Below are 20751 nucleotides of genomic sequence, written 5' to 3' on the forward strand. Positions count from 1 at the left end.
CCGGACTTGAACTGCTCGACGCCGGTGTACGTCACCCCGTCCGTGGCACGTTCGATGGTGTGGTCGACGTAATACTCGACTTTGTCTTGCAGCGTGGCCACCGAATTGATGCCGGCGAACTCACGGCGCAACCGATGAGCTATAAGAGGTTTGAGCATCCAGCCGAAAGCTCCGGCGAAACGCGGGAAGCGGAAGTGGGTGAGGATATCTAGAAACGCCTTGTCGCCGAGCAACCGTGCCAGCACTGCTGGGACTTCGCTATCGTCGTAAGGTCGGATGGCATCGAATTCGCCCATCATGCTCTCTTGTTAGAAACGGCTAGGGTAAGTAAAGGTTTTGATCGAAAACCACTGGGGCACGGTCTGAAAAGTCAGCCAGACAAAAATAGCCCTGCAAATAGACCGGCGATTATACGCACAAGTCACCCGGGAGACCGTGATGCTGGAAACTGCGCACTATGAATGTCCGTATTGTGGTGAAGAGGTTGAGACGTCTGTGGATCTGTCAGGGGGTGATCAGACCTACATTGAGGATTGTCAGGTGTGTTGCAGGCCCATCACGTTTGTGTTGCAGGTTGACGGAAATGAATGGCATCTCGAAGTTTTTAGCGAAAACGAGTGAGGGGCGTCTATGCAGCGAATCTATGAGCCGGAAAACCTGATGGAAGGCGAGCTGCTGCAAAGTATGCTGGCGAGCGAGGGCGTCGAGGCCCATCTGGTGGGGCGTGATTTGCTCGGGGGCAGCGGGGAATTGCCGGTATTCGGCCTGCTGGGGTTATCGGTCGACAACGGCCAGGCCGACTACGCCCGGGAGTTGATCGACGCGTACAATGCCGCGTTGCCAATGCCTGGCGATGAGCCGGAAAGCTTTCCCGGCACGCTGGTCTGTTAGGCTGGTGGTCGTTTTATCAAGAGTCGTGTTGCCCCATGTGTGGACGTTATGCCCTGTTTCGCTGGAACCCCGCCTTCGCGGCTCTGCCCGGCTTCCCTGCCGATCAGCAGGCCCAGTGGAATATTTCTCCCAATGATTCGGTGCTGATGCTGCGCGCAGGCGCCACTGGCCAGCGTGAACTGGCCCGCGCGCGCTGGGGCCTGACGCCGCCGTGGCTGACCGACTTGTCCCGCACCCCGGCCCATGCCCGAGCCGAAACCGTGGCGGAACAACCGATGTTCCGTCAGGCCCTGCGCGAGCGCCGCTGTCTGCTGCCGGCCAATGGTTTTTACGAGTGGCGCGGCACCACCCGCAAACGCCCGTACTGGCTGACACCGGGGGAGGGCTCGGCGTTGTTCTTTGCGGCGATCTGGGAAGCCTATCCGGTGCAGGAGCAGGTGTGGCTGAGTACGGCAGTGATCACCCAACCGGCGGCCAGTCAGCGCCGACCGTTGATTCTCGATGCGGCGGGCCAGGAAGCATGGCTGGATCCCGAGACGCCGTTGCATGTGCTGCAGGGGTTGCTCGCCAGTGAACCCGCAGCATTGCGCGAACGGGTATTGGCGAATCTGGTGAATGATCCGAAGTTAAATGCGCCGGAGTGTCTGACCCCGGGTTGATCTGTTGTCTCGGCTGGCCACTTCGCGAGCAGGCTCGCTCCCACAGGGATCAGTGAGCGCCACAGATTCAATGTGGGAGCGAGCCTGCTCGCGAAGTGGCCAGTACAGGCAACTTCCACCCCCAGACAAAACAGAATTGCCCTGCAAATAATTTTCCTGCACACACGGGAGCTTTCTCTGAAATGAACGTCTGAATATCAGTTGTATCTGGCGCCGATACCATTCCGCGCCTAGGATACCCGACAGGTTTTCAGGGAGTTTTTTGATGAACAAGCGATTGGTTTTGTGTGCTCTGAGCGCGGGTCTGCTGCTCGCCGGTTGTCAGTCGGTCAACACCACCAGCGGCGGCGCCGTCGGTGTCGAGCGCAAACAGTACATGTTCAGCATGTTGTCCACGGACGAGGTCAATCAGATGTACGCCCAGTCTTATCAAAAGACTGTGGGTGAGGCGACCAGCAAAGGCGTGCTGGACAAGACCAGTAACGATGCCAAGCGCGTTCAGGCCATCTCGAACCGATTGATTGCCCAGGCCCCGATCTTCCGTCCGGACTCCGCGCAGTGGAAGTGGGAAGTCAACCTGATCAAGAGTGACGAGTTGAACGCCAACTGCGGCCCCGGCGGCAAAATCATTTTCTACACCGGCCTGATCGACAGCCTCAAGCTGACCGACGATGAGATCGCGGCGATCCTTGGCCACGAAATCGCCCATGCCCTGCGCGAGCACGGTCGTGAAGCGATGTCCAAGGCGTACGGTATCGAAATGGCCAAGCAGGGCGCGGGTGCGTTGTTCGGTCTGGGGCAGGACAGCCTGGCGCTGGCGGACACCGTGGCCAACTACGGCATGACGTTGCCGAACAGCCGTTCCAACGAAAACGAGGCAGACTTGATCGGCCTGGAACTGGCGGCACGCGCCGGTTACAACCCGAACGCCGCGATCACTTTGTGGAACAAGATGAGCAAGGCCTCGGAAGGTTCACCGCCGGAATTCATGAGCACTCACCCGGCGTCGGCCAGCCGGATTGCTTCGTTGCAGGCGGCGATTCCGAAGGTAATGCCGTTGTACGAGAAAGCGCCGAAATCCTGATAGTCGTGCGGCGAGGCTGCTGTCGCCTTCGCGAGCAGGCTCGCTCCCACATTGGAATGCGATCAACTGTGGGAGCGAGCCTGCTCGCGAAGAACGATAACGCGGTCTACGGACTTACCGCTTTAAACCCATCCACTGCTCTGCATCGCCTTGTACACCGCGACAATCGCCAGGATCAGGAACGCCGACGCCGCGAGGCGACGGATCAACGTCAATGGCAATTTATCCGCCGCAAAATTTCCCGCCAAAACCACCGGCACGTTGGCAATCAACATGCCCACGGTGGTGCCGATGATCACCAGCCACAACTCCGGGTATTGCGCCGCCAGCATGACAGTGGCGACTTGGGTCTTGTCGCCCATTTCCGCGAGGAAGAACGCGATCAACGTGGTCAGGAACGGTCCGTACTTGCGGGCGGTACTGGCTTCGTCATCATCCATCTTGTCCGGCACCAGGGTCCACAACGCCGTGGCGGCGAAGCTCGCTGCGAGGATCCAGTGCAACAGCGCATCCGAGAAGAAACCGCCGACCCAGGCACCTACCGCACCGGCTGCCGCGTGGTTGGCCAGCGTCGCGGCAACGATGCCGGCGATGATCGGCCAGGGTTTGCGAAAGCGGGCAGCCAGAATGAGCGCGAGCAGTTGCGTCTTGTCGCCGATTTCGGCCAAGGCAACGATTGCGGTGGGAACGAGCAGTGAATCCAGCATCAGGGGTTTTCCTAAGGGGCGGGTCGACACGGCTATGACACGTACAGCCTTCCCGCCCCGGGTAAGGTGTTCGTGTCATAGGTCTTGTCAAACCCTGCGATCCGTCTGATGCGGACGCTGGGGTCGCATACGCCATGGTCTGAGGACCAAGTATGTTGACGTATGCCGGACGAGCATGGCGCTCGTGGGAGACTACTCCCCTAGGACGGTGCGGATTCTGCCTAGGCAAAACCGATTGGGCAAGCCTCTTTTTTAAAAGAAGTTTCAGCCGCGTTTGGCTCGATAGATTCTGAAACCCTGTCCTTCAGCCTTGATCGCGCACACGCCGAGGTGTTCTTCGATCAACGGTTGGTACTTCAGGAAGCTATTGGCGACCAGGCGCAGTTCGCCGCCGTTTTTCAGATGTTTGGCCGCTTTTCGCAGCAGGTTTTCCGTGGCGAAGTAATCGGTGTGCACGCCGACATGGAACGGCGGGTTGCTCAAAATCGCACTCAGACCCATCGGTGCCGCGTCGATTCCGTCACCGGTGATCACCTCAGCCTCCAGGCCGTTGGCGGCCAGCGTCAAACGACTGCTGGCAGCGGCAAAGGCATCGACGTCGAGCAACGTCACCTGATTGTGTGGATAACGACGCTTGACCGCCGCCCCCAACACACCCGCACCGCATCCAAAATCGAGCAAATGACCGCTCGGCAATTTGTCCAGGTGTTCCAGTAACAACGCACTGCCGCGATCCAGCCGGCCATGGCTGAACACGCCCGGCAGGCTGATGACTTTCAGCGGCCCTTCGGCCAGCGGCAGTTCATAGGTCTGGGCCAGGCTTTCCAGGGATTTGGCTTGCGGCGCATCGGCCACGGTCACTTGCCAGAGTTGGCAATGCCGCGCGCTGTCGAGCTTGCGCGGTTTGCCGAACGGGTTCAATTGCTTGGCCGCGCCTTCGATACCGCTGCGTTTTTCGCCGACCAGATACAGCTCGCGCCCGGCCAGGCGTGAAGCGAGGGCGTTGAGGATGTAGTCGGTCAGGTCCTTGGACTTGGGCAGAAATACCACCGCCGTATCGAACCCACGCTCGGGCGCTGTCACACCGAAATGGCTACGTTCGGTGAAACGCGCATCGAGCGCAGCCTGGTCGCCGGCATGCCAGCACCAGCCGTGGGCATCGGGCAGGCGACCGAGCAAATCATCGGCGGGCAAGCCGGCCAGCAACACCGAACCCTGGAATAACTCGGCCTGACGAAGCAGTACTTCACTGCGCGGATCCATACTCTGCTCCTGTGAAAAAAGTGCCGCAGTTTATCAACTGACGACCCGCAGCGCCTTACCGCTGAAATATCCCCGCGCGTTTTCGGTCAATTGGCCAACGATCCGCTGCCGCGCCTCGCGACTGCCCCAGGCGTTGTGCGGCGTGACGATCAGCCGTGGAATGTCAGCAGCGAGCAAGGGGTTGCCGGCGGTCGGTGGTTCGACGCTCAGCACGTCAGTGGCCGCGCCGCCCAGGTGACCACTGCGCAAGGCGTCGGCCAGCGCCTGTTCGTCGATCAAGCCACCACGTGCGGTGTTGACCACGAACGCACCCGGCTTCATCGAGGCCAGTTCGCCGGCGCCGATGAAGTGGCGGGTGTGTTCGTTGAGCGGGCAGTGCAGCGTCAGCGCATCGATTTGCGGCAGCAGTTCAGCCAGCGGCAGGCGGTCCGGGCGGGCAGGGCGCCCCGGAATCTGCCCGAGCAGCACGTGCATGCCGAACGCTTCGGCGAGGCGCGCCACCGCGCCGCCCAGTTCGCCGTGCCCGAGCAGGCCGAGGGTTTTGCCTTGCAGTTCGGTGATCGGGTAATCCAGCAGGCAGAATTGTTTTGCCTGTTGCCAGCGACCTTCGCCAACCGCTTTTTGATAGTCGGCGAGGCGAGTCGCGAGGTTGAGCAGCAACATGATCGTGTGCTGCGCCACCGACGGCGTGCCGTAACCCTGGCAATTGCACACGGTCACGCCGTGGGCCCGGGCTGCAGCGAGGTCGACGTTGTTGGTGCCGGTGGCGGTGATCAGGATCAGCTTCAGATCAGGGCTGGCGGCGATGGCAGCGGCATCGATCAGGATCTTGTTGCTGATGGCGACGGTGGCGCCCTTGAGGCGTTCGATCACCTGATCGGGCGTGGTCTGCGCGAACAGTTGCAGATCGTCGAAGCAATCACGCAATGGACTGAGGTCGAGATCGCCAAGGTCCAGCGATGGATGGTCGAGAAAAACGGCGCGGCGAGAGTTCGTCATCAACTGTACCTTTTGTGCATTGAACTGAAGGCGTAATCTGCCGAGCCTACCAGATAGAAACAAATGGTTACTTGATACCGAATCAACAACGAACCTGTGGGAGCGAGCCTGCTCGCGAATGCGGTGTGTGAGGAAAAAACAATCCGGCTGACACACCTTTTTCGCGAGCAGGCTCGCTCCCACCAGGTTTTCAGTGAACCTGATGAATTCATTTCAACCGAGCACCCCCAAAGGAGCCCCCCCGATGTACTGGACAGAGTTCTTGACCGTTGCCCTGATTCACCTGCTGGCCGTCGCCAGCCCCGGCCCGGACTTTGCCGTGGTGGTGCGTGAGAGCGTGACCCACGGTCGTCGCGCCGGCACCTGGACAGCGCTGGGTGTGGGCACGGCGATTTTCCTGCACGTCGGTTATTCACTGCTTGGCATTGGCCTGATCGTGTCGCAGTCGATCGTGCTGTTCAATGCGTTGAAATGGGCCGCCGCCGCTTACTTGCTGTACATCGGCTTCAAGGCCCTGCGGGCGCAACCGGCCAAACCCCTGGCTGACGATCTGCACAAGGAACCCGGTGAGCGCACGGCTCGCGGGGCTTTCACTTCGGGTTTCGTGACCAACGGCCTGAACCCCAAAGCCACGTTGTTCTTCCTGTCGTTGTTCACCGTGGTGATCAATCCGCATACGCCGTTGGCGGTTCAGGCCGGCTATGGGGTTTACCTCGCGGCAGCGACGGCGTTCTGGTTTTGCCTGGTGGCGATGCTGTTCAGTCAGCAACGCGTGCGCGCCGGTTTCGCCCGCATGGGCCACTGGTTCGACCGGACCATGGGCGTCGTGCTGATTGCCATCGGCGTAAAACTCGCGTTCACCGAGATGCATTGATCAAACCCCCCAATGCGTAGGAGCTGCCGAAGGCTGCGATCTTTTGATCTTTTGATCTTTCGTGATTTCAGAGGCGGCGAAGATCAAAAGATCGCAGCCTGCGGCAGCTCCTACGGGGTCGGGAGACAGGTGAGATGCTGGCGCAACGCTAGCATTTGTTGAATGTTGCAAATCATTCCTTCGGCTGATTTGGTTGTCATGGAAGGGCACTAGAGTGCTGACTTTCAGTCACGACCGTGCAGTCAGAAAAGGGATTCTTATGTTGCAGACTCGCGTTATCCCCCCAGCCGAAGGCGCTTACCAGTACCCGCTGCTGATCAAACGGCTGCTGATGTCCGGCGCGCGCTATGAGAAAACCCGCGAGATCGTTTACCGGGACCAATTGCGCTACAGCTATCCGACCCTGATTGAACGGGTCGCGCGATTGGCCAATGTGCTGACGGCGGCCGGCGTCAAGGCTGGCGATACCGTGGCGGTGATGGACTGGGACAGCCATCGTTACCTGGAATGCATGTTCGCGATCCCGATGATCGGTGCGGTCATCCACACGATTAATGTGCGCCTGTCGCCGGAGCAGATTCTCTACACCATGAACCACGCCGAGGACCGCTTCGTGCTGGTCAACAGCGAGTTCGTGGGGCTGTACAACGCGATTGCCGGGCACCTGACGACGGTCGAGAAAACCCTGCTGCTGACCGACCTGCCGGAAAAGACCGCCGACTTGCCGAACCTCGTCGGCGAATACGAGCAATTACTGGCGGCTGCGAGCACGCAGTACGAATTCCAGGACTTCGACGAAAACTCGGTCGCGACCACGTTCTACACCACCGGTACCACCGGTAATCCCAAAGGTGTGTATTTCACCCACCGGCAACTGGTGCTGCACACCATGGGCGTGTCGACCATCATGGGCGCCATCGACAGTGTGCGGTTGCTGGGCACCAATGACGTGTACATGCCGATCACACCGATGTTCCATGTGCACGCCTGGGGCTTGCCGTATGTGGCAACCATGCTCGGCCTCAAACAGGTTTATCCCGGGCGCTACGATCCGGAGTATCTGGTGGAGTTGTGGCGCAAGGAAAAGGTCACCTTTTCGCATTGCGTACCGACCATCCTGCAAATGGTCCTCAACGCCAAGGCTGCGCAAGGCACCGACTTCGGTGGCTGGAAAATCGTCATCGGCGGCAGTGCGCTGAATCGCACACTGTACGAAGCCGCCAAGACCAAGGGCATTCAACTGACGGCCGCCTACGGCATGTCGGAAACCGGGCCGCTGGTCTCGTGCGCACACCTCAACGATGAGTTGATGGCCGGTACCGAAGACGAACGCACCACTTACCGGATCAAGGCCGGCGTGCCGGGGCCCTTGGTCGAGGCGGCGATTGTCGACACCGACGGCAACTTCCTGCCCGCCGATGGCGAGACGCAGGGAGAGCTGGTGTTGCGTGCGCCGTGGCTCACCGAAGGCTATTTCAACGAGCCGCAGAAGGGCGCCGAGCTCTGGGCCGGCGGCTGGCTGCACACCGGTGACGTGGCGACCCTGGACAGCATGGGCGTGATCGACATTCGCGACCGCATCAAGGACGTGATCAAAACCGGCGGCGAGTGGATTTCCTCCCTGGACCTCGAAGATTTGATCAGCCGCCACACAGCGGTACGCGAAGTAGCAGTGGTAGGCATTGCCGATCCGCAGTGGGGCGAGCGCCCGTTTGCCTTGCTCGTAATCCGTGAAGGCCATGTAATCGGGGCGAAGGAACTCAAGGAACACCTCAAGCCGTTTGTGGAATTGGGACACCTGAGCAAGTGGGCCATCCCGAGCCAGATCGCCCTTGTTACTGAAATTCCCAAGACCAGTGTCGGCAAGCTCGACAAGAAGCGCATCCGCCTCGACATCACTGAATGGCAAGCCAACAACAGCACCTTCCTTTCGACGCTTTAAGCGTCTTCTGGCGTGCCTGAAAAGGCACGCCAGGCCCACCAAGCAAGCGCTTGGCTTGTGAAATCCGAATTTTAGGCCATCCTTCCCGTGCCGACAGGTGTCGGCCTGGCGAAAGGACTGTTCCAGAGTGGCTGGCAGCTGCAAATCACACTTTAGAGGGATCAAGCGGTACTACCTGCTGGCTATAGTCCGCTCAAGGATTTTTAAGAACGGGGCACACGCACAAAACGGGGCGATGCAACTTTGGAATGACTTCGGGATGCCCTGGCTCCCGGTCAACCACTGCGTTTTTAAAAGTACTCACTGCCATAACAATAATGCACATGGAGTAGCGTCGATGACATCAGTAAACCAGTTCTGGCGCCGGGCGAAACTGCCCCTGGCGGTCAGTCTTGCCTCTACGCTCGCCGGGCCCGCATTCGGCGTCAGTTTCAACGTGGGCGAAATCGAAGGTCAGTTCGACTCGTCCCTGTCGATCGGTGCCAGTTGGTCTACCGAGAGCGCCAACAAGAACCTCATCGGCGTCAACAATGGTGGTCGCGGCCTGTCCCAGACCTCCGATGACGGCCACTTGAACTTCAAGAGCGGGGAAACCTTCTCGAAGATCTTCAAAGGCATCCATGACCTTGAATTGAAGTACGGCGACACCGGCGTCTTCGTCCGGGGCAAATACTGGTATGACTTCGAACTCAAGGACGAAGACCGTCCCTTCAAGGACATCAGCGACAACAACCGCAAGGAAGGCGCCAAGTCCTCCGGCGGGCAAATTCTCGATGCCTTCGTCTACCACAACTACTCCGTTGCCGATCAGCCGGGTTCCGTGCGTCTGGGCAAGCAAGTGGTCAGCTGGGGCGAAAGTACGTTCATCGGCGGCGGTATCAACTCGATCAACCCGATCGACGTTTCCGCGTTTCGCCGTCCAGGTGCCGAGATCAAGGAAGGCCTGATCCCGGTCAACATGTTCTACGTGTCCCAGAGCCTGACCGAGAACCTTTCGACGGAAGCGTTCTATCAGCTGGAATGGGACCAGACCGTGACCGACAACTGCGGCACGTTCTTCTCGCAACCGGACGTGATCTCCGATGGCTGCGACCAAAACCTGGCCGTGTTGCGCACCCGTAACGGGCTTAACGGCTCGCTGGCCGCCGCCGGGTTGCCGCCTGCGCTGCGCAACGCCGCCCTCAACACCCTGGCCGCCCGCGGCGTGACCTGGGGCAGCCCGGATGAAGGCGCCATCGTGCGTCGCGGTCCGGATCGCGATGCACGCGACAGCGGCCAGTTCGGCGTGTCGTTCAAGTACATGTTCGAACCGCTGGACACCGAGTTCGGTGGTTATTTCATGAACTACCACAGCCGCGCGCCGATCTTCAGTGGCAAAGGCGCTCCGGCCAGTGCATATAGCGGGCAAGCTCTGGGTGGCGCACTGGTGGGTGCCGGCATTCCGGGAGCCATTGTGGGCGGCCAGACGGGTCTGGCTGCACAGTTGCTGCCGTTCCAGGTGGTGGGTAACTCCAGCTACTTCGTCGAGTACCCGGAAGACATTCGCCTGTACGGCCTGAGCTTCTCCACCACGTTGCCTACCGGTACCGCGTGGAGTGGTGAAGTCAGCTACCGTCCGAACGCGCCGGTCCAGCTCAACACCACCGACATCCTTTATTCCGGCCTGACCCCCCTGAACCCTAACGTGTCCGTATTGCAGGGCCGTCCGGGCGAAGATCAGCATGGTTATCGCCGCAAGGAAGTGACCCAGCTGCAGACGACCCTCACTCACTTCTTCGACCAAGTGATGGGCGCCGAGCGACTGACGCTGGTTGGCGAGGTCGGTTTCACTCACGTCGGCGGCCTGGAAAGCACGTCGAAAGCGCGTTACGGCCGTGACCCGAGCTACGGCCCGGGCCCATTGCCAGGTGGTCAGTGCCAGACATTGAACTCCGGCACCCTGGCCGGTGGTCCACAAAACAACGTCAGTCGCTACTGCGAAAACGATGGCTTCACCACGGCCAATTCCTGGGGCTACCGCGGTCGCGCCATCTGGGAATACAACGACGTGTTCGCCGGTGTGAACCTCAAGCCGAACGTCGTCTGGTCCCATGACGTGGAAGGCTACTCGCCTGGCCCTGGCGGCAACTTCGAGGAAGGTCGCAAAGCGGTCAGCCTGGGTGTCGACGCCGAATACCAGAACACCTACACAGCGTCCCTGGCCTACACCAACTTCTTTGACGGCAAGTACACCACTGTGGATGACCGCGATTTCGTTGCGCTCAGCTTCGGCGTGAACTTCTAAGCACTGCTTTTTCAGGACGAACACACCTATGAAAACAACAAAGAGTCTGTTCCAAGCCGGAGTTCTGGGGCTGACGTTGCTGGCGACCAGCGTGATGGCTGCGGTCCCTGCTGCCGAAGCGGACAAGCTGGGCAAGAGCCTGACGCCGATGGGCGCCGAGATGGCCGGCAATGCCGACGGTTCGATTCCAGCCTGGAAGCCGCTGCCGAAAAACGCCGGTGCCGTCGACGGCAAAGGTTTCCTGTCCGACCCGTACGCCAGTGAAAAACCGCTGTTCACCATCACTGCGCAGAACGTCGATCAGTACAAGGACAAGCTTGCGCCGGGCCAGTACGCGATGTTCAAACGCTACCCGGAAACGTTCAAGATGCCGGTCTACCCGTCCCATCGCGGCGCTACTGTGCCGGATGACGTGTTCGCCGCCATCAAGAAAAACGCCACTGCAACCAGTCTGGTGTCTGGCGGCAACGGCCTTTCAAACTTTGAAACCGCCGTTCCCTTCCCGATTCCGAAAACCGGCGTCGAAGTCATCTGGAACCACATCACCCGCTACCGCGGTGGCAGCGTGACGCGTCTGGTAACCCAGGCCACCCCGCAGCCGAACGGCTCGTACAGCCTGGTGTACTTCCAGGACCAGTTCGTGTTCCGCGACAAGATGAAGGATTACGATCCGGCGAACCCGGGCAACATCCTGTTCTACTTCAAGCAAAAAGTGACTGCGCCGTCACGTCTGGCCGGTGGTGTGCTGCTGGTGCACGAAACCCTCGACCAGGTTAAGGAACCGCGTTCGGCGTGGGTCTATAACGCCGGCCAGCGCCGTGTGCGTCGTGCTCCGCAAGTGTCCTATGACGGGCCGGGTACCGCGGCTGATGGCCTGCGCACCTCCGACAACCTGGACATGTACAACGGGGCACCGGATCGCTACGACTGGAAACTGGAAGGCAAGAAGGAGATGTACATCGCCTCCGACAGCTACAAGCTCGACTCGCCGCAACTGAAGTACGCCGACATCATCAAGGCCGGCCACATCAACCAGGACCTGACTCGCTACGAGCTGCGCCGGGTCTGGCATGTGGTGGCAACCTTGAAGGAAGGTCAGCGCCACATCTACGCCAAACGTGACTTCTACATCGACGAAGACACCTGGCAGGCCGCGGTGATCGATCACTACGATGGTCGTAATCAACTGTGGCGTGTAGCGGAAGCGCACTCCCAGAACTACTACAACGTGCAAGTGCCGTGGTACACCCTGGAAACCCTGTACGACCTGCAATCGGGCCGTTACCTGGCGCTGGGTATGAAGAACGAAGAGAAATCGGCGTATGACTTCGGCTTCACCGCGACCACCAGTGACTTCACTCCAGCGGCATTGCGTCAGGACGGGGTTCGTTAACCCGTACTGAACAGAGGCCGCATCCTCGAAAAACGCCCTGACTGGTTCAGGGCGTTTTTTTGCGTTGGAGAAAAGATCGCAGCCTCGTTTCACTCGACAGCTCCTACGTCGCAAACAGAGCGCTCACCCGTAGGAGCTGCCGAGTGAAACGAGGCTGCGATCCAGTGTCGTGCAGTCTTTTTGTAGCCATTTGTAGCAACTACCTTCAATACCTCTTCGTTTACCGCTAGTCTGCGGACATCTGCAACGCCGCCAACAGCAATTCAAACAAGAGCCGGCCATGACTGATCTGTCCCCAATCCCAGGCCCCGCAAGCGCTGCCGTCGCCACACTGGACGGGCGTTTTTTTCGGCCGCCGTTACCCGACGGTCATGTGCTGAGGCCCCGTTTATGTGAGCGCCTGAGTGCTGGCCTCGGTGGCAGGCTATTGCTGGTCAGCGCGCCGGCAGGGTTTGGCAAGAGTTCATTGGCGGTAGAGTTCTGTCAGGGATTGCCCGCTCACTGGCAAAGTCTCTGGCTGGGGTTGAGCCCGCGAGACAATGATCCAGGCCGTTTTCTTGAGCGACTGCTCGAAGGCCTTCAGGATTTTTTCCCCAAACTGGGGAGGCAATCCCTGGGGCTGCTGAAGATGCGTCAGCGGCATCAGCCGTTTGCGTTCGAGGAATGGCTGGACGGTTTGCTCGATGAGTTGGCCGTGCACCTGTTGCCGACGGCGCCACTGCTTCTGGTGCTTGATGACTACCATCTGGCCCAGGGTCCGGTGCTCGATCGTTGTCTGCAATTTTTCCTCAATCATCTACCGGACGGCTTGCTGGTGATGGTCACCAGTCGCCAGCGTCCGGACTGGCATCTGGCGCGGCTGCGGTTGTCGCGGCAACTGCTCGAGTTGCATGAGCAGGACTTGCGCCTGACCCATGATGAAGCCTTGTCCCTGCTCGATCGACACAGCACCTCGTTGCGCGGCGAAGCGCTGGAGAACCTGATCCAGCACAGTGAAGGCTGGGTCGCTGGCCTGCGTTTCTGGTTGCTCGCGGCGTCCGAAGCGGGTTCTGAAGGTGCGTTGCCCCAATCCTTGCACGGTGGGGAAGGGCTGATTCGCGATTACCTGCTTGAAGAAGTCATCGATTGCCTGCCTGCCGAAGTGCAATCCTTTCTGTACGACACGGCGCCTCAGGATCGCTTTTGCAGCGAGCTGTGCGATGCCGTTCGCGAAGCGCATGACAGTGCCGAGATCCTGCGATTTCTACTCGCGCATCAAGTGTTCCTGGTGCCGCTGGACGAACATGGCCACTGGTATCGCTACCATCATCTGTTTTCCGACCTGCTGCGCACGCGGCCCGCCAATCAGGCAATGGTGCCGGCGGCCAGCCTGCACTTGCGCGCCTGTCGCTGGTTCAATGCCCAGGGTCTGCTCGATGAAGCGGTGGAGCAGGCGTTGCGTGCCGGGCACCTGGATGTCGCCGCGAACCTGGTACAAAACCTTTCCGAAGAGCAATTGCTGGCCGAGCAGAACGTCGGCATGTTGTTGCGCTGGAAAATGGATTTGCCCGACAGCCTGTTGGTCAGCACGCCACGGCTGATCGTGCTCTACAGCTGGGCGTTGGGGCTGGCCTGTCAGCTGGACGCCGCCGAGGAATTGGCCGGCCACCTGAGCCGGTTCCTGCCGGCGCCATCGGCGACCGCGCAGAAATCCATGCTGGCGCAGTGGCTGGCCTTGAGCGGAATCATCGCCCGTGGCCGCGGCAATCGCGCGTTGACGCTGCTGTATTGCACCGAGGCGCTGGAGAGTCTTCCAGCCAAGCGTTATGGCCAGCGTCTGATGTGCCTTTCGACCTTGTCCAACCTGGCCATTGCCGACGGCGACTTGTGGCGGGCCAGGGGTTTGAACCGTGATTCCCTCGAGTTGGCGCAACGGGTCGGTAATCCGTTGTTCGAAGCGCTCGCGCATTATGATCGAGCGCGGGTATTGCAGGCGCGAGGGGAAATCCTGCGTGCGCTGGATGAAGTCCGTCAGGGGCTGCAACGTCTGCAAGGCCTGTCGCCGCAACGGCTGTATGCCGTGCGCGCCCGGCTGACGTTGTACGAGGGTTTTCTACTGGCCCTGCGTCTGCAACCTCAAGCTGCGCGGCTGCGCTTGCAAGCGGGTTTGACCGAAGCCCGCGCCTGTCGCGACATCAGCGTATTGATCGGTCATTGTGTAATCGCCAGACTTGAAGGCAGCAGCGGCGAGTTCGCCAAGGCGTTTGCCGAACTCGCCGAAGCTGAGCGGCTGATGCATATCTGGGACGTTCCGCCGATCTACTACCTGGCGATGATCACGCTGGTGAAATGCGAACTCTGGCTGGCCCAGGGCCGTACCGATCTGGCGGAAGCCTGGCTGGCGCGACTCGGCCAGACCTATAACGGCGAGCAACCGGCGGCGCCACCGGAATTCCATCCGCAACTGCCGCTGCACGTCGAATTGCAGCAGGCATTGCTGGACGTCATACAGGGGCAGCCGATGCTGGCTGAGGGCCGATTGAATGCGTTGCTCGAGCATGGCCAGCAAACAGGCCGACAGATGCTCAGCGTCATGGCCCTGGCGCAGAAAACCGAATTGTTGCTCGCGCACAACCGTGAGCCTGAAGCCCGGCAAGCCTTCGCGCAGTCGCTGGAGGCGGCCAGTGGTGGCGTCCTGCAACCCTTTGAAGGCTTGCTGAGCAAATACCCCGACTGGCTGCGCGATCAGCTTCAGAGCAACGCGAAAGCCACGGTTTCGCAGAGCCTTGCAGAGCAACTTCCCACCGTTGCTGCGCGCATCGCCTCAGAGCCATCACCAGCGTGCGAGCAACTCAGTTCCCGTGAACTGGCGGTTCTCAAACTCATCGCTCAGGGGTGTTCGAACCAGGAAATCAGCGACCAGTTGTTCATCTCCCTGCACACGGTGAAAACTCACGCCAGCCACATCAACAGCAAGCTCGGGGTCGAGCGTCGCACTCAGGCGGTGGCGCGAGCGAAAGCGTTGGGCGTGTTGGGTTGACGACGTTTGTCGATACATTTGGCGGTCAAGAGCTGGAGATGAATGTGTGCGAAAATCGCGTGTCCCGTTTACCGAGCTTGATCCGATGACCCAACAACCGAGCCTCATCCGCGAAACCTTCCCCGTCGGCCCGTTGCAGTGCAACTGCACGATCATCGGCGATCCGGTGACGAAAAAAGCCATCGTGGTCGATCCGGGTGGCAATCACGAACTGATCCTGGCGCGGCTCGACGCCCTTGGCTTGAAGGTGGTCAGCATCATCCACACCCACGCGCACCTCGATCACTTCCTGGCTTCGGGTCAGTTGAAGGAGAAAACCGGCGCGACCCTGCACCTGCACAAAGAAGATCAGTTCCTCTGGGATAACCTGGAGATGCAATGCCAGATGTTCGGTGTGCCTTACACCCCGGTTCCATCCCCTGATCGCTGGTTGGCCGACGATGAAGAATTGGCCTGCGGCTGTGGCGTGGCATTGCACACGCCCGGTCATACGCCGGGTTCCATGAGCTTTTGGTTTTCAGAGGCTAAGCTGCTGATTGCTGGCGACACGCTGTTCCGTCGCGGGGTAGGGCGCACGGATTTGTGGGGTGGCGATCAGGCGACCATCGTGCGTTCGATCAAGCAGCGGCTGTACACCCTCGATGAGGATGCCACCGTGGTCACCGGTCATGGCCCCGATACACGTCTGGGCGATGAAATGCGCGACAACCCTTTTGTGCGGGCATAACGCTTAATCCACGGAATTTTCGGCGCGGGACGTGATCCAACGCCCGCAAGGGCCGATGCCTGAGTCCGATGCACCACAGAATGCAAAAGTAGGAGCTCTTCATGTTCACCAAGCAGCGTTTGATTATTGTCGCTACGGCTGTGGCCTTGCTGTCTGGCTGCGCCTCGCCCAATCCTTACGACAATCAGGGCCAGGCCGACGGTGGCTCCACGGGCATGAGCAAAACCGCGAAGTACGGTGGCCTGGGTGCCTTGGCCGGTGCACTGGCCGGTGCGGCCATCGACCACAACAACCGTGGCAAGGGTGCGCTGATTGGCGCCGCCGTGGTGGGGGCTTCCGCCGCCGGTTACGGCTACTACGCCGACCAGCAAGAGAAAAAGCTGCGCGCCAGCATGGCCAATACTGGCGTTGAAGTGCAACGCCAGGGTGATCAGATCAAGTTGATCATGCCGGGCAACATCACGTTCGCCACCGATTCGGCGAATATCGCTTCCAGCTTCTATCAGCCGTTGAATAATCTGGCCGGCTCGCTCAAGGAGTTCAGTCAGAACCAGATCGAAATCGTCGGCTACACCGACAGCACGGGCAGCCGTCAGCACAACATGGACCTGTCCCAGCGTCGCGCCCAGAGCGTGGCAACGTACCTGACGTCGCAAGGCGTCAGCGGAACCAACCTGAGCGCCCGTGGCGCCGGTCCGGATAACCCGGTTGCCAGCAACGGCGACGTCAATGGGCGGGCGCAGAACCGTCGGGTCGAAGTCAACCTGAAGGCGATTCCGGGCCAGCAGTATGGTGGTCAGCAGCAGCCAGGGACGGTGCAGCAGTACCCATAATTGCCTGACTGAACCCCAGGCAAAAAAAAACCGCCCGATCCTCAACAGATCGGGCGGTTTTTTTATGCCCGTAGGAGCTGTCGAGTGCAACGAGGCTGCGATCTTTTGATTTTTGAAAGCAAGATCAAAAGATCGCAGCCTCGTTGCACTCGACAGCTCCTACCGGGGGGCTTTTACTTCTTCAGGCCGTAATGCTCGTCGAGCATGCCCGGCGCATTCGGGGCTTTGGGGGCGTAGTCGCGAGGCGGCTCCTGATTGCGCGGTGGCGTCAGGCGTTCCCGTGGGGCCACTGCCGTGTCGGCGTGCAGCGAGGCCAGCAGGCGTTGGCGGGTCTGCTCGTCCAGGGCCAGGCGATTGGCACCCTCGGCGAGATGATCCTGCACTTCCTGATAGCTCTGAGTCAGTTTCTTGACCAGGGTGGCAGTGCTGTTGAAGTGGGTGACCACCTCGTTCTGATAACTGTCGAAACGTTCCTGAATGTCATCCAGCTGACGTTGTGTGCTGCTCGGCGCGGCGTTCGGCACCAGGCGAGCGATCAGGAAACCAACGGCGACACCCACAACCAGGGCAAGAGTCGGCAACAACCAAACTAAGAGCGAGTGTTCCACGAGTCCTTCCTCTATAAACGGCTTTGCTTTACGTTAACGGCTCGAACCTGCGCTGTATACCGCGATTCACTCGCAATACATCGGCACAGACAATTTGCTAGACGAGTCGACCCGATTCGAGGTCACGGAGTTCCTTCCTTGCTTATGCGCGAAACCCCTGTAGTCATTGCTGGTCCGGTCGGCCAACTGGAAGCTCTTTACCTGGATAATGAAGCGCCACGCGGCATCGCGTTGATCTGCCATCCGAACCCGGTGCAGGGCGGCACCATGCTCAACAAAGTGGTCTCGACCCTGCAGCGCACCGCGCGCGATGCCGGTTTGATCACCTTGCGTTTCAACTACCGTGGCGTCGGCGCCAGCGAAGGTGCGCACGACATGGGCACTGGCGAAGTCGATGATGCCCAGGCTGCGACCGAATGGTTGCGGGCGAAACATCCTGATTTGCCGCTGACCCTGTTCGGGTTCTCCTTCGGCGGATTTGTTGCCGCAAGTCTCGGCGGGCGTCTCGAAGCCACCGGCGAACAGCTCAAGCATGTGTTCATGGTCGCGCCTGCGGTCATGCGCCTGGGCGATCAGGATCAACTGCCACAGCAAGGCGAGTTGACCCTGATCCAGCCGGAAACCGACGAAGTCATCGACCCGCAGGCTGTTTACGACTGGTCCGACACACTCGAGCGCCCCCACGAGCTGCTGAAAGTGGCAGAATGCGGACACTTTTTTCATGGCAAGCTCACCGATCTCAAGGATCTGATCCTGCCGCGCCTTTCGAATTGATTGCAGTCTGACAAGCGATTACCCATGACGACTCGTACCCGTATCCTCACCGGCATCACCACCACCGGCACCCCGCACCTGGGCAACTACGCCGGCGCCATCCGCCCGGCGATCCTCGCCAGCCGTGACAGCAATGCCGATTCGTTCTACTTCCTCGCCGACTACCACGCCCTGATCAAATGCGATGACCCGCTGCGCATCCAGCGCTCGCGTCTGGAAATCGCCGCGACCTGGCTGGCCGGTGGCCTGGATGTGGACCGCGTGACGTTCTACCGCCAGTCCGACATCCCGGAAATACCCGAGCTCACCTGGCTGCTGACCTGCGTTGCCGCCAAGGGCCTGCTCAACCGCGCCCACGCCTATAAGGCTTCGGTGGACAAAAACGTCGAAACCGGCGAAGACCCGGACGCCGGCATCACCATGGGCTTGTACAGCTACCCGGTATTGATGGCCGCGGACATTCTGATGTTCAACGCGCACAAGGTCCCGGTCGGTCGTGACCAGATCCAGCACGTGGAAATGGCCCGGGACATCGGCCAGCGCTTCAACCACCTGTTTGGCCAGGGCAAAGAATTCTTCACCATGCCCGAGGCGCTGATTGAAGAAAGCGTCGCCACGTTGCCAGGTCTCGACGGTCGCAAAATGTCGAAGAGCTACGACAACACCATTCCGTTGTTCAGCAGCGCCAAAGAGATGAAGGACGCGATTTCGCGGATCGTCACCGACTCCCGCGCACCGGGCGAAGCCAAAGATCCGGACAATTCACACCTGTTTACCCTGTTCCAGGCGTTCGCCACGCCGGCGCAATCCGACGAATTCCGCAGCGAACTGTTGCAGGGCCTGGGCTGGGGCGAGGCAAAGAACCGTCTGTTCCAGTTGCTCGACAGCGAACTGGGCGAGTCGCGCGAGCGTTATCACCAACTGATCGAACGCCCGGCAGACCTGGAAGACATCCTGCAGATCGGCGCCAAAAAGGCCCGCGCCGTGGCGACGCCATTTCTCAATGAACTGCGTGAAGCGGTGGGCCTGCGTTCTTTCGTGGCCCAGACCCAAGTCGCCGCGACCAGCAAAAAGAAAGCCGCGAAAGCCGCGCGTTTCGTCAGTTTCCGTGAAGACGACGGCAGCTTCCGTTTCCGTCTGCTGGCGGCTGATGGCGAGCAATTGCTGCTCTCGCGCAACTTCGCCGACGGTAAAACCGCCGGTCAGGTGACCAAGCAACTGCAAGCCGGTCAGCCTCTGGACGTGCGCAATGAAGACCTGAGCTTCAGCGTCTGGCTGGAAGGCGACTGCGTGGCCGACAGCCCGGCGTTCGCCGACAGTGCTGCTCGCGACGTGGCTATCGACGCGCTGCGAATCGCGCTGACGCCGGTTCAGGAATAATCAGCGGCTCGGTCCGACCAAGGGCCGATTGCCATTCCCACGGGCCGTCGCTACAGTGACGGCCCGTTTTTGTTGCCTTGCTAACGAATTATGACGCCCCTAGAACGATATCAAGCTGATCTGAAACGCCCGGACTTCTTCCATGACGCCGCGCAAGAAACCGCCGTGCGCCATTTGCAGCGCCTGTATGACGATCTGGTCGCGGCCTCGCAGAGCAAGCCGGGCCTGCTCGGCAAGCTGTTCGGCAAGAAAGAACAGGCGCCGGTCAAGGGCCTGTATTTCTGGGGCGGCGTGGGTCGCGGCAAGACTTACCTGGTCGACACCTTCTTCGAAGCGCTGCCGTTCAAGGAAAAAACCCGCACTCACTTCCACCGCTTCATGAAGCGCGTGCACGAAGAGATGAAGACCCTCGGCGGCGAGAAGAATCCGCTGACCCTCATCGCCAAGCGTTTCTCCGACGAGTCGCGAGTGATCTGCTTCGATGAGTTCTTCGTCTCCGACATCACCGACGCGATGATCCTCGGCACGTTGATGGAAGAGCTGTTCAAGAACGGCGTGACCCTGGTCGCGACCTCGAACATCGTGCCGGATGGACTGTACAAGGACGGCCTGCAACGTGCGCGCTTCCTGCCGGCCATTGCGCTGATCAAGCAAAACACCGAGATCGTCAACGTCGACAGCGGCGTCGATTATCGTCTGCGTCACCTCGAGCAAGCGGAGCTGTTCCACTTCCCGCTCGACGAAGCCTCCCACGAAAGCTTGCGCAAGAGTTTCCGGGCGCTGACACCGGAATGCACGGCGGCCATCGAGAACGATGTGCTGATGATCGAGAACCGCGAAATTCGCGCGTTGCGCACCTGCGACGACGTGGCGTGGTTCGATTTTCGCGAACTCTGCGACGGTCCGCGCAGCCAGAACGACTACATCGAGCTCGGCAAGATCTTCCACGCCGTGTTGCTCAGCGGTGTCGAGCAGATGAGCGTCACCACCGACGACATCGCCCGACGCTTCATCAACATGGTCGACGAGTTCTACGACCGCAACGTGAAGCTGATCATCTCTGCGGAAGTCGAGCTCAAAGATCTCTACACCGGCGGTCGCCTGAACTTCGAGTTCCAGCGCACCCTCAGTCGCTTGCTGGAAATGCAGTCCCACGAGTTTCTGTCGCGGGCGCATAAGCCGTAGGATTTATCGGAAACAAAAGGGCCTGCAAATGCAGGCCTTTTTTGTGCGCTTATGCCCATTGTGGGAGCGAGCCTGCTCGCGAAAGCTGACTTTCATTCAACAATGAAGTCAACTGAAGGACCGTTTTCG

Annotated in this window: 18 protein-coding genes, 1 pseudogene and 1 riboswitch; of the genes and pseudogenes, 14 read left to right on the forward strand and 5 right to left on the reverse strand. The window is 60.0% G+C overall.

The features are described 5' to 3' along the window. Positions 1–296 (reverse strand): annotated as a pseudogene (locus tag F8N62_RS28480) (glycerol acyltransferase); the annotation flags it as partial. A gap of 142 nt (positions 297–438) precedes the next feature. On the opposite strand from F8N62_RS28480, the gene F8N62_RS28485 reads away from it, so the two are divergent. The 4 genes from F8N62_RS28485 to F8N62_RS28500 all read left to right on the forward strand — a co-directional run bounded on the left by F8N62_RS28485 (position 439) and on the right by F8N62_RS28500 (position 2634). Further along, positions 439–621, forward strand: coding sequence for a CPXCG motif-containing cysteine-rich protein (locus F8N62_RS28485; RefSeq protein WP_150713807.1), 183 nt, complete (start codon positions 439–441; stop codon positions 619–621). 9 nt (positions 622–630) lie between these two features. Beyond that, on the forward strand, positions 631–891 hold the full coding sequence (locus F8N62_RS28490; RefSeq protein ID WP_150713808.1) for a putative signal transducing protein: 261 nt from the start codon (positions 631–633) through the stop codon (positions 889–891). 35 nt (positions 892–926) lie between these two features. Further along, entirely contained in the window at positions 927–1550 is a 624-nt protein-coding gene (locus F8N62_RS28495; RefSeq protein ID WP_150713809.1) for an SOS response-associated peptidase, read from the forward strand. A 265-nt stretch (positions 1551–1815) separates the two neighbouring features. After that, positions 1816–2634, forward strand: a complete 819-nt coding sequence (locus F8N62_RS28500; RefSeq protein ID WP_150713810.1) for a M48 family metallopeptidase — start codon at positions 1816–1818, stop codon at positions 2632–2634. Positions 2635–2756: 122 nt separating this feature from the next. On the opposite strand, the gene F8N62_RS28505 is transcribed toward F8N62_RS28500, so the two are convergent. From F8N62_RS28505 to F8N62_RS28515, 3 genes are all read right to left on the reverse strand, one after another. After that, positions 2757–3341: a TMEM165/GDT1 family protein gene (locus F8N62_RS28505; protein ID WP_150713811.1), complete on the reverse strand. Its 585-nt coding sequence runs from the start codon at positions 3339–3341 to the stop codon at positions 2757–2759. A 76-nt stretch (positions 3342–3417) separates the two neighbouring features. Then, positions 3418–3554: riboswitch (yybP-ykoY riboswitch) on the reverse strand. A 51-nt stretch (positions 3555–3605) separates the two neighbouring features. Beyond that, positions 3606–4604 (reverse strand): class I SAM-dependent methyltransferase, encoded by a 999-nt coding sequence (locus tag F8N62_RS28510; protein ID WP_150713812.1) that lies wholly within the window; start codon positions 4602–4604, stop codon positions 3606–3608. 33 nt (positions 4605–4637) lie between these two features. Continuing rightward, positions 4638–5603, reverse strand: a complete 966-nt coding sequence (locus tag F8N62_RS28515; protein WP_150713813.1) for a 2-hydroxyacid dehydrogenase — start codon at positions 5601–5603, stop codon at positions 4638–4640. Between the two features lie 244 nt (positions 5604–5847). Between F8N62_RS28515 and F8N62_RS28520 the strand changes: the two genes are divergently transcribed. The 7 genes from F8N62_RS28520 to F8N62_RS28550 all read left to right on the forward strand — a co-directional run bounded on the left by F8N62_RS28520 (position 5848) and on the right by F8N62_RS28550 (position 16675). Continuing rightward, positions 5848–6477 carry a LysE family translocator gene (locus tag F8N62_RS28520; RefSeq protein WP_150713814.1) on the forward strand — a complete coding sequence of 210 codons (630 nt, stop codon included), beginning with the start codon at positions 5848–5850 and terminating at the stop codon, positions 6475–6477. Positions 6478–6736: 259 nt separating this feature from the next. Then, on the forward strand, positions 6737–8419 hold the full coding sequence (locus tag F8N62_RS28525) for a fatty acid--CoA ligase (protein WP_150713815.1): 1683 nt from the start codon (positions 6737–6739) through the stop codon (positions 8417–8419). A gap of 337 nt (positions 8420–8756) precedes the next feature. After that, a complete protein-coding gene (locus F8N62_RS28530; RefSeq protein ID WP_150713816.1) occupies positions 8757–10703 on the forward strand; it encodes a DUF1302 domain-containing protein in 1947 nt (648 codons plus the stop codon). 28 nt (positions 10704–10731) lie between these two features. Continuing rightward, a complete protein-coding gene (locus F8N62_RS28535) occupies positions 10732–12096 on the forward strand; it encodes a DUF1329 domain-containing protein (RefSeq protein ID WP_150713817.1) in 1365 nt (454 codons plus the stop codon). A 280-nt stretch (positions 12097–12376) separates the two neighbouring features. Next, positions 12377–15115 carry a LuxR C-terminal-related transcriptional regulator gene (locus tag F8N62_RS28540; RefSeq protein WP_150713818.1) on the forward strand — a complete coding sequence of 913 codons (2739 nt, stop codon included), beginning with the start codon at positions 12377–12379 and terminating at the stop codon, positions 15113–15115. Positions 15116–15200: 85 nt separating this feature from the next. Then, the gene (locus F8N62_RS28545; RefSeq protein ID WP_150713819.1) at positions 15201–15842 is read left to right on the forward strand and encodes an MBL fold metallo-hydrolase; all 642 of its coding nucleotides are present in this window, start codon (positions 15201–15203) and stop codon (positions 15840–15842) included. 101 nt (positions 15843–15943) lie between these two features. Further along, positions 15944–16675, forward strand: coding sequence for an OmpA family protein (locus F8N62_RS28550; protein ID WP_150713820.1), 732 nt, complete (start codon positions 15944–15946; stop codon positions 16673–16675). A gap of 173 nt (positions 16676–16848) precedes the next feature. On the opposite strand, the gene F8N62_RS28555 is transcribed toward F8N62_RS28550, so the two are convergent. Further along, a complete protein-coding gene (locus F8N62_RS28555) occupies positions 16849–17283 on the reverse strand; it encodes a YhcB family protein (protein WP_150713821.1) in 435 nt (144 codons plus the stop codon). 144 nt (positions 17284–17427) lie between these two features. Between F8N62_RS28555 and F8N62_RS28560 the strand changes: the two genes are divergently transcribed. From F8N62_RS28560 to zapE, 3 genes are all read left to right on the forward strand, one after another. Next, entirely contained in the window at positions 17428–18057 is a 630-nt protein-coding gene (locus tag F8N62_RS28560; RefSeq protein ID WP_150713880.1) for an alpha/beta hydrolase, read from the forward strand. 24 nt (positions 18058–18081) lie between these two features. Beyond that, positions 18082–19437 carry a tryptophan--tRNA ligase gene (locus F8N62_RS28565; RefSeq protein WP_150713822.1) on the forward strand — a complete coding sequence of 452 codons (1356 nt, stop codon included), beginning with the start codon at positions 18082–18084 and terminating at the stop codon, positions 19435–19437. Positions 19438–19527: 90 nt separating this feature from the next. After that, positions 19528–20622: a cell division protein ZapE gene (gene zapE / locus F8N62_RS28570; protein WP_150713823.1), complete on the forward strand. Its 1095-nt coding sequence runs from the start codon at positions 19528–19530 to the stop codon at positions 20620–20622. The last annotated feature ends 129 nt before the right edge of the window (positions 20623–20751 follow it).

It is taken from the genome of Pseudomonas fluorescens, assembly GCF_902497785.1.
GTDB lineage: Bacteria > Pseudomonadota > Gammaproteobacteria > Pseudomonadales > Pseudomonadaceae > Aquipseudomonas > Aquipseudomonas fluorescens_BO.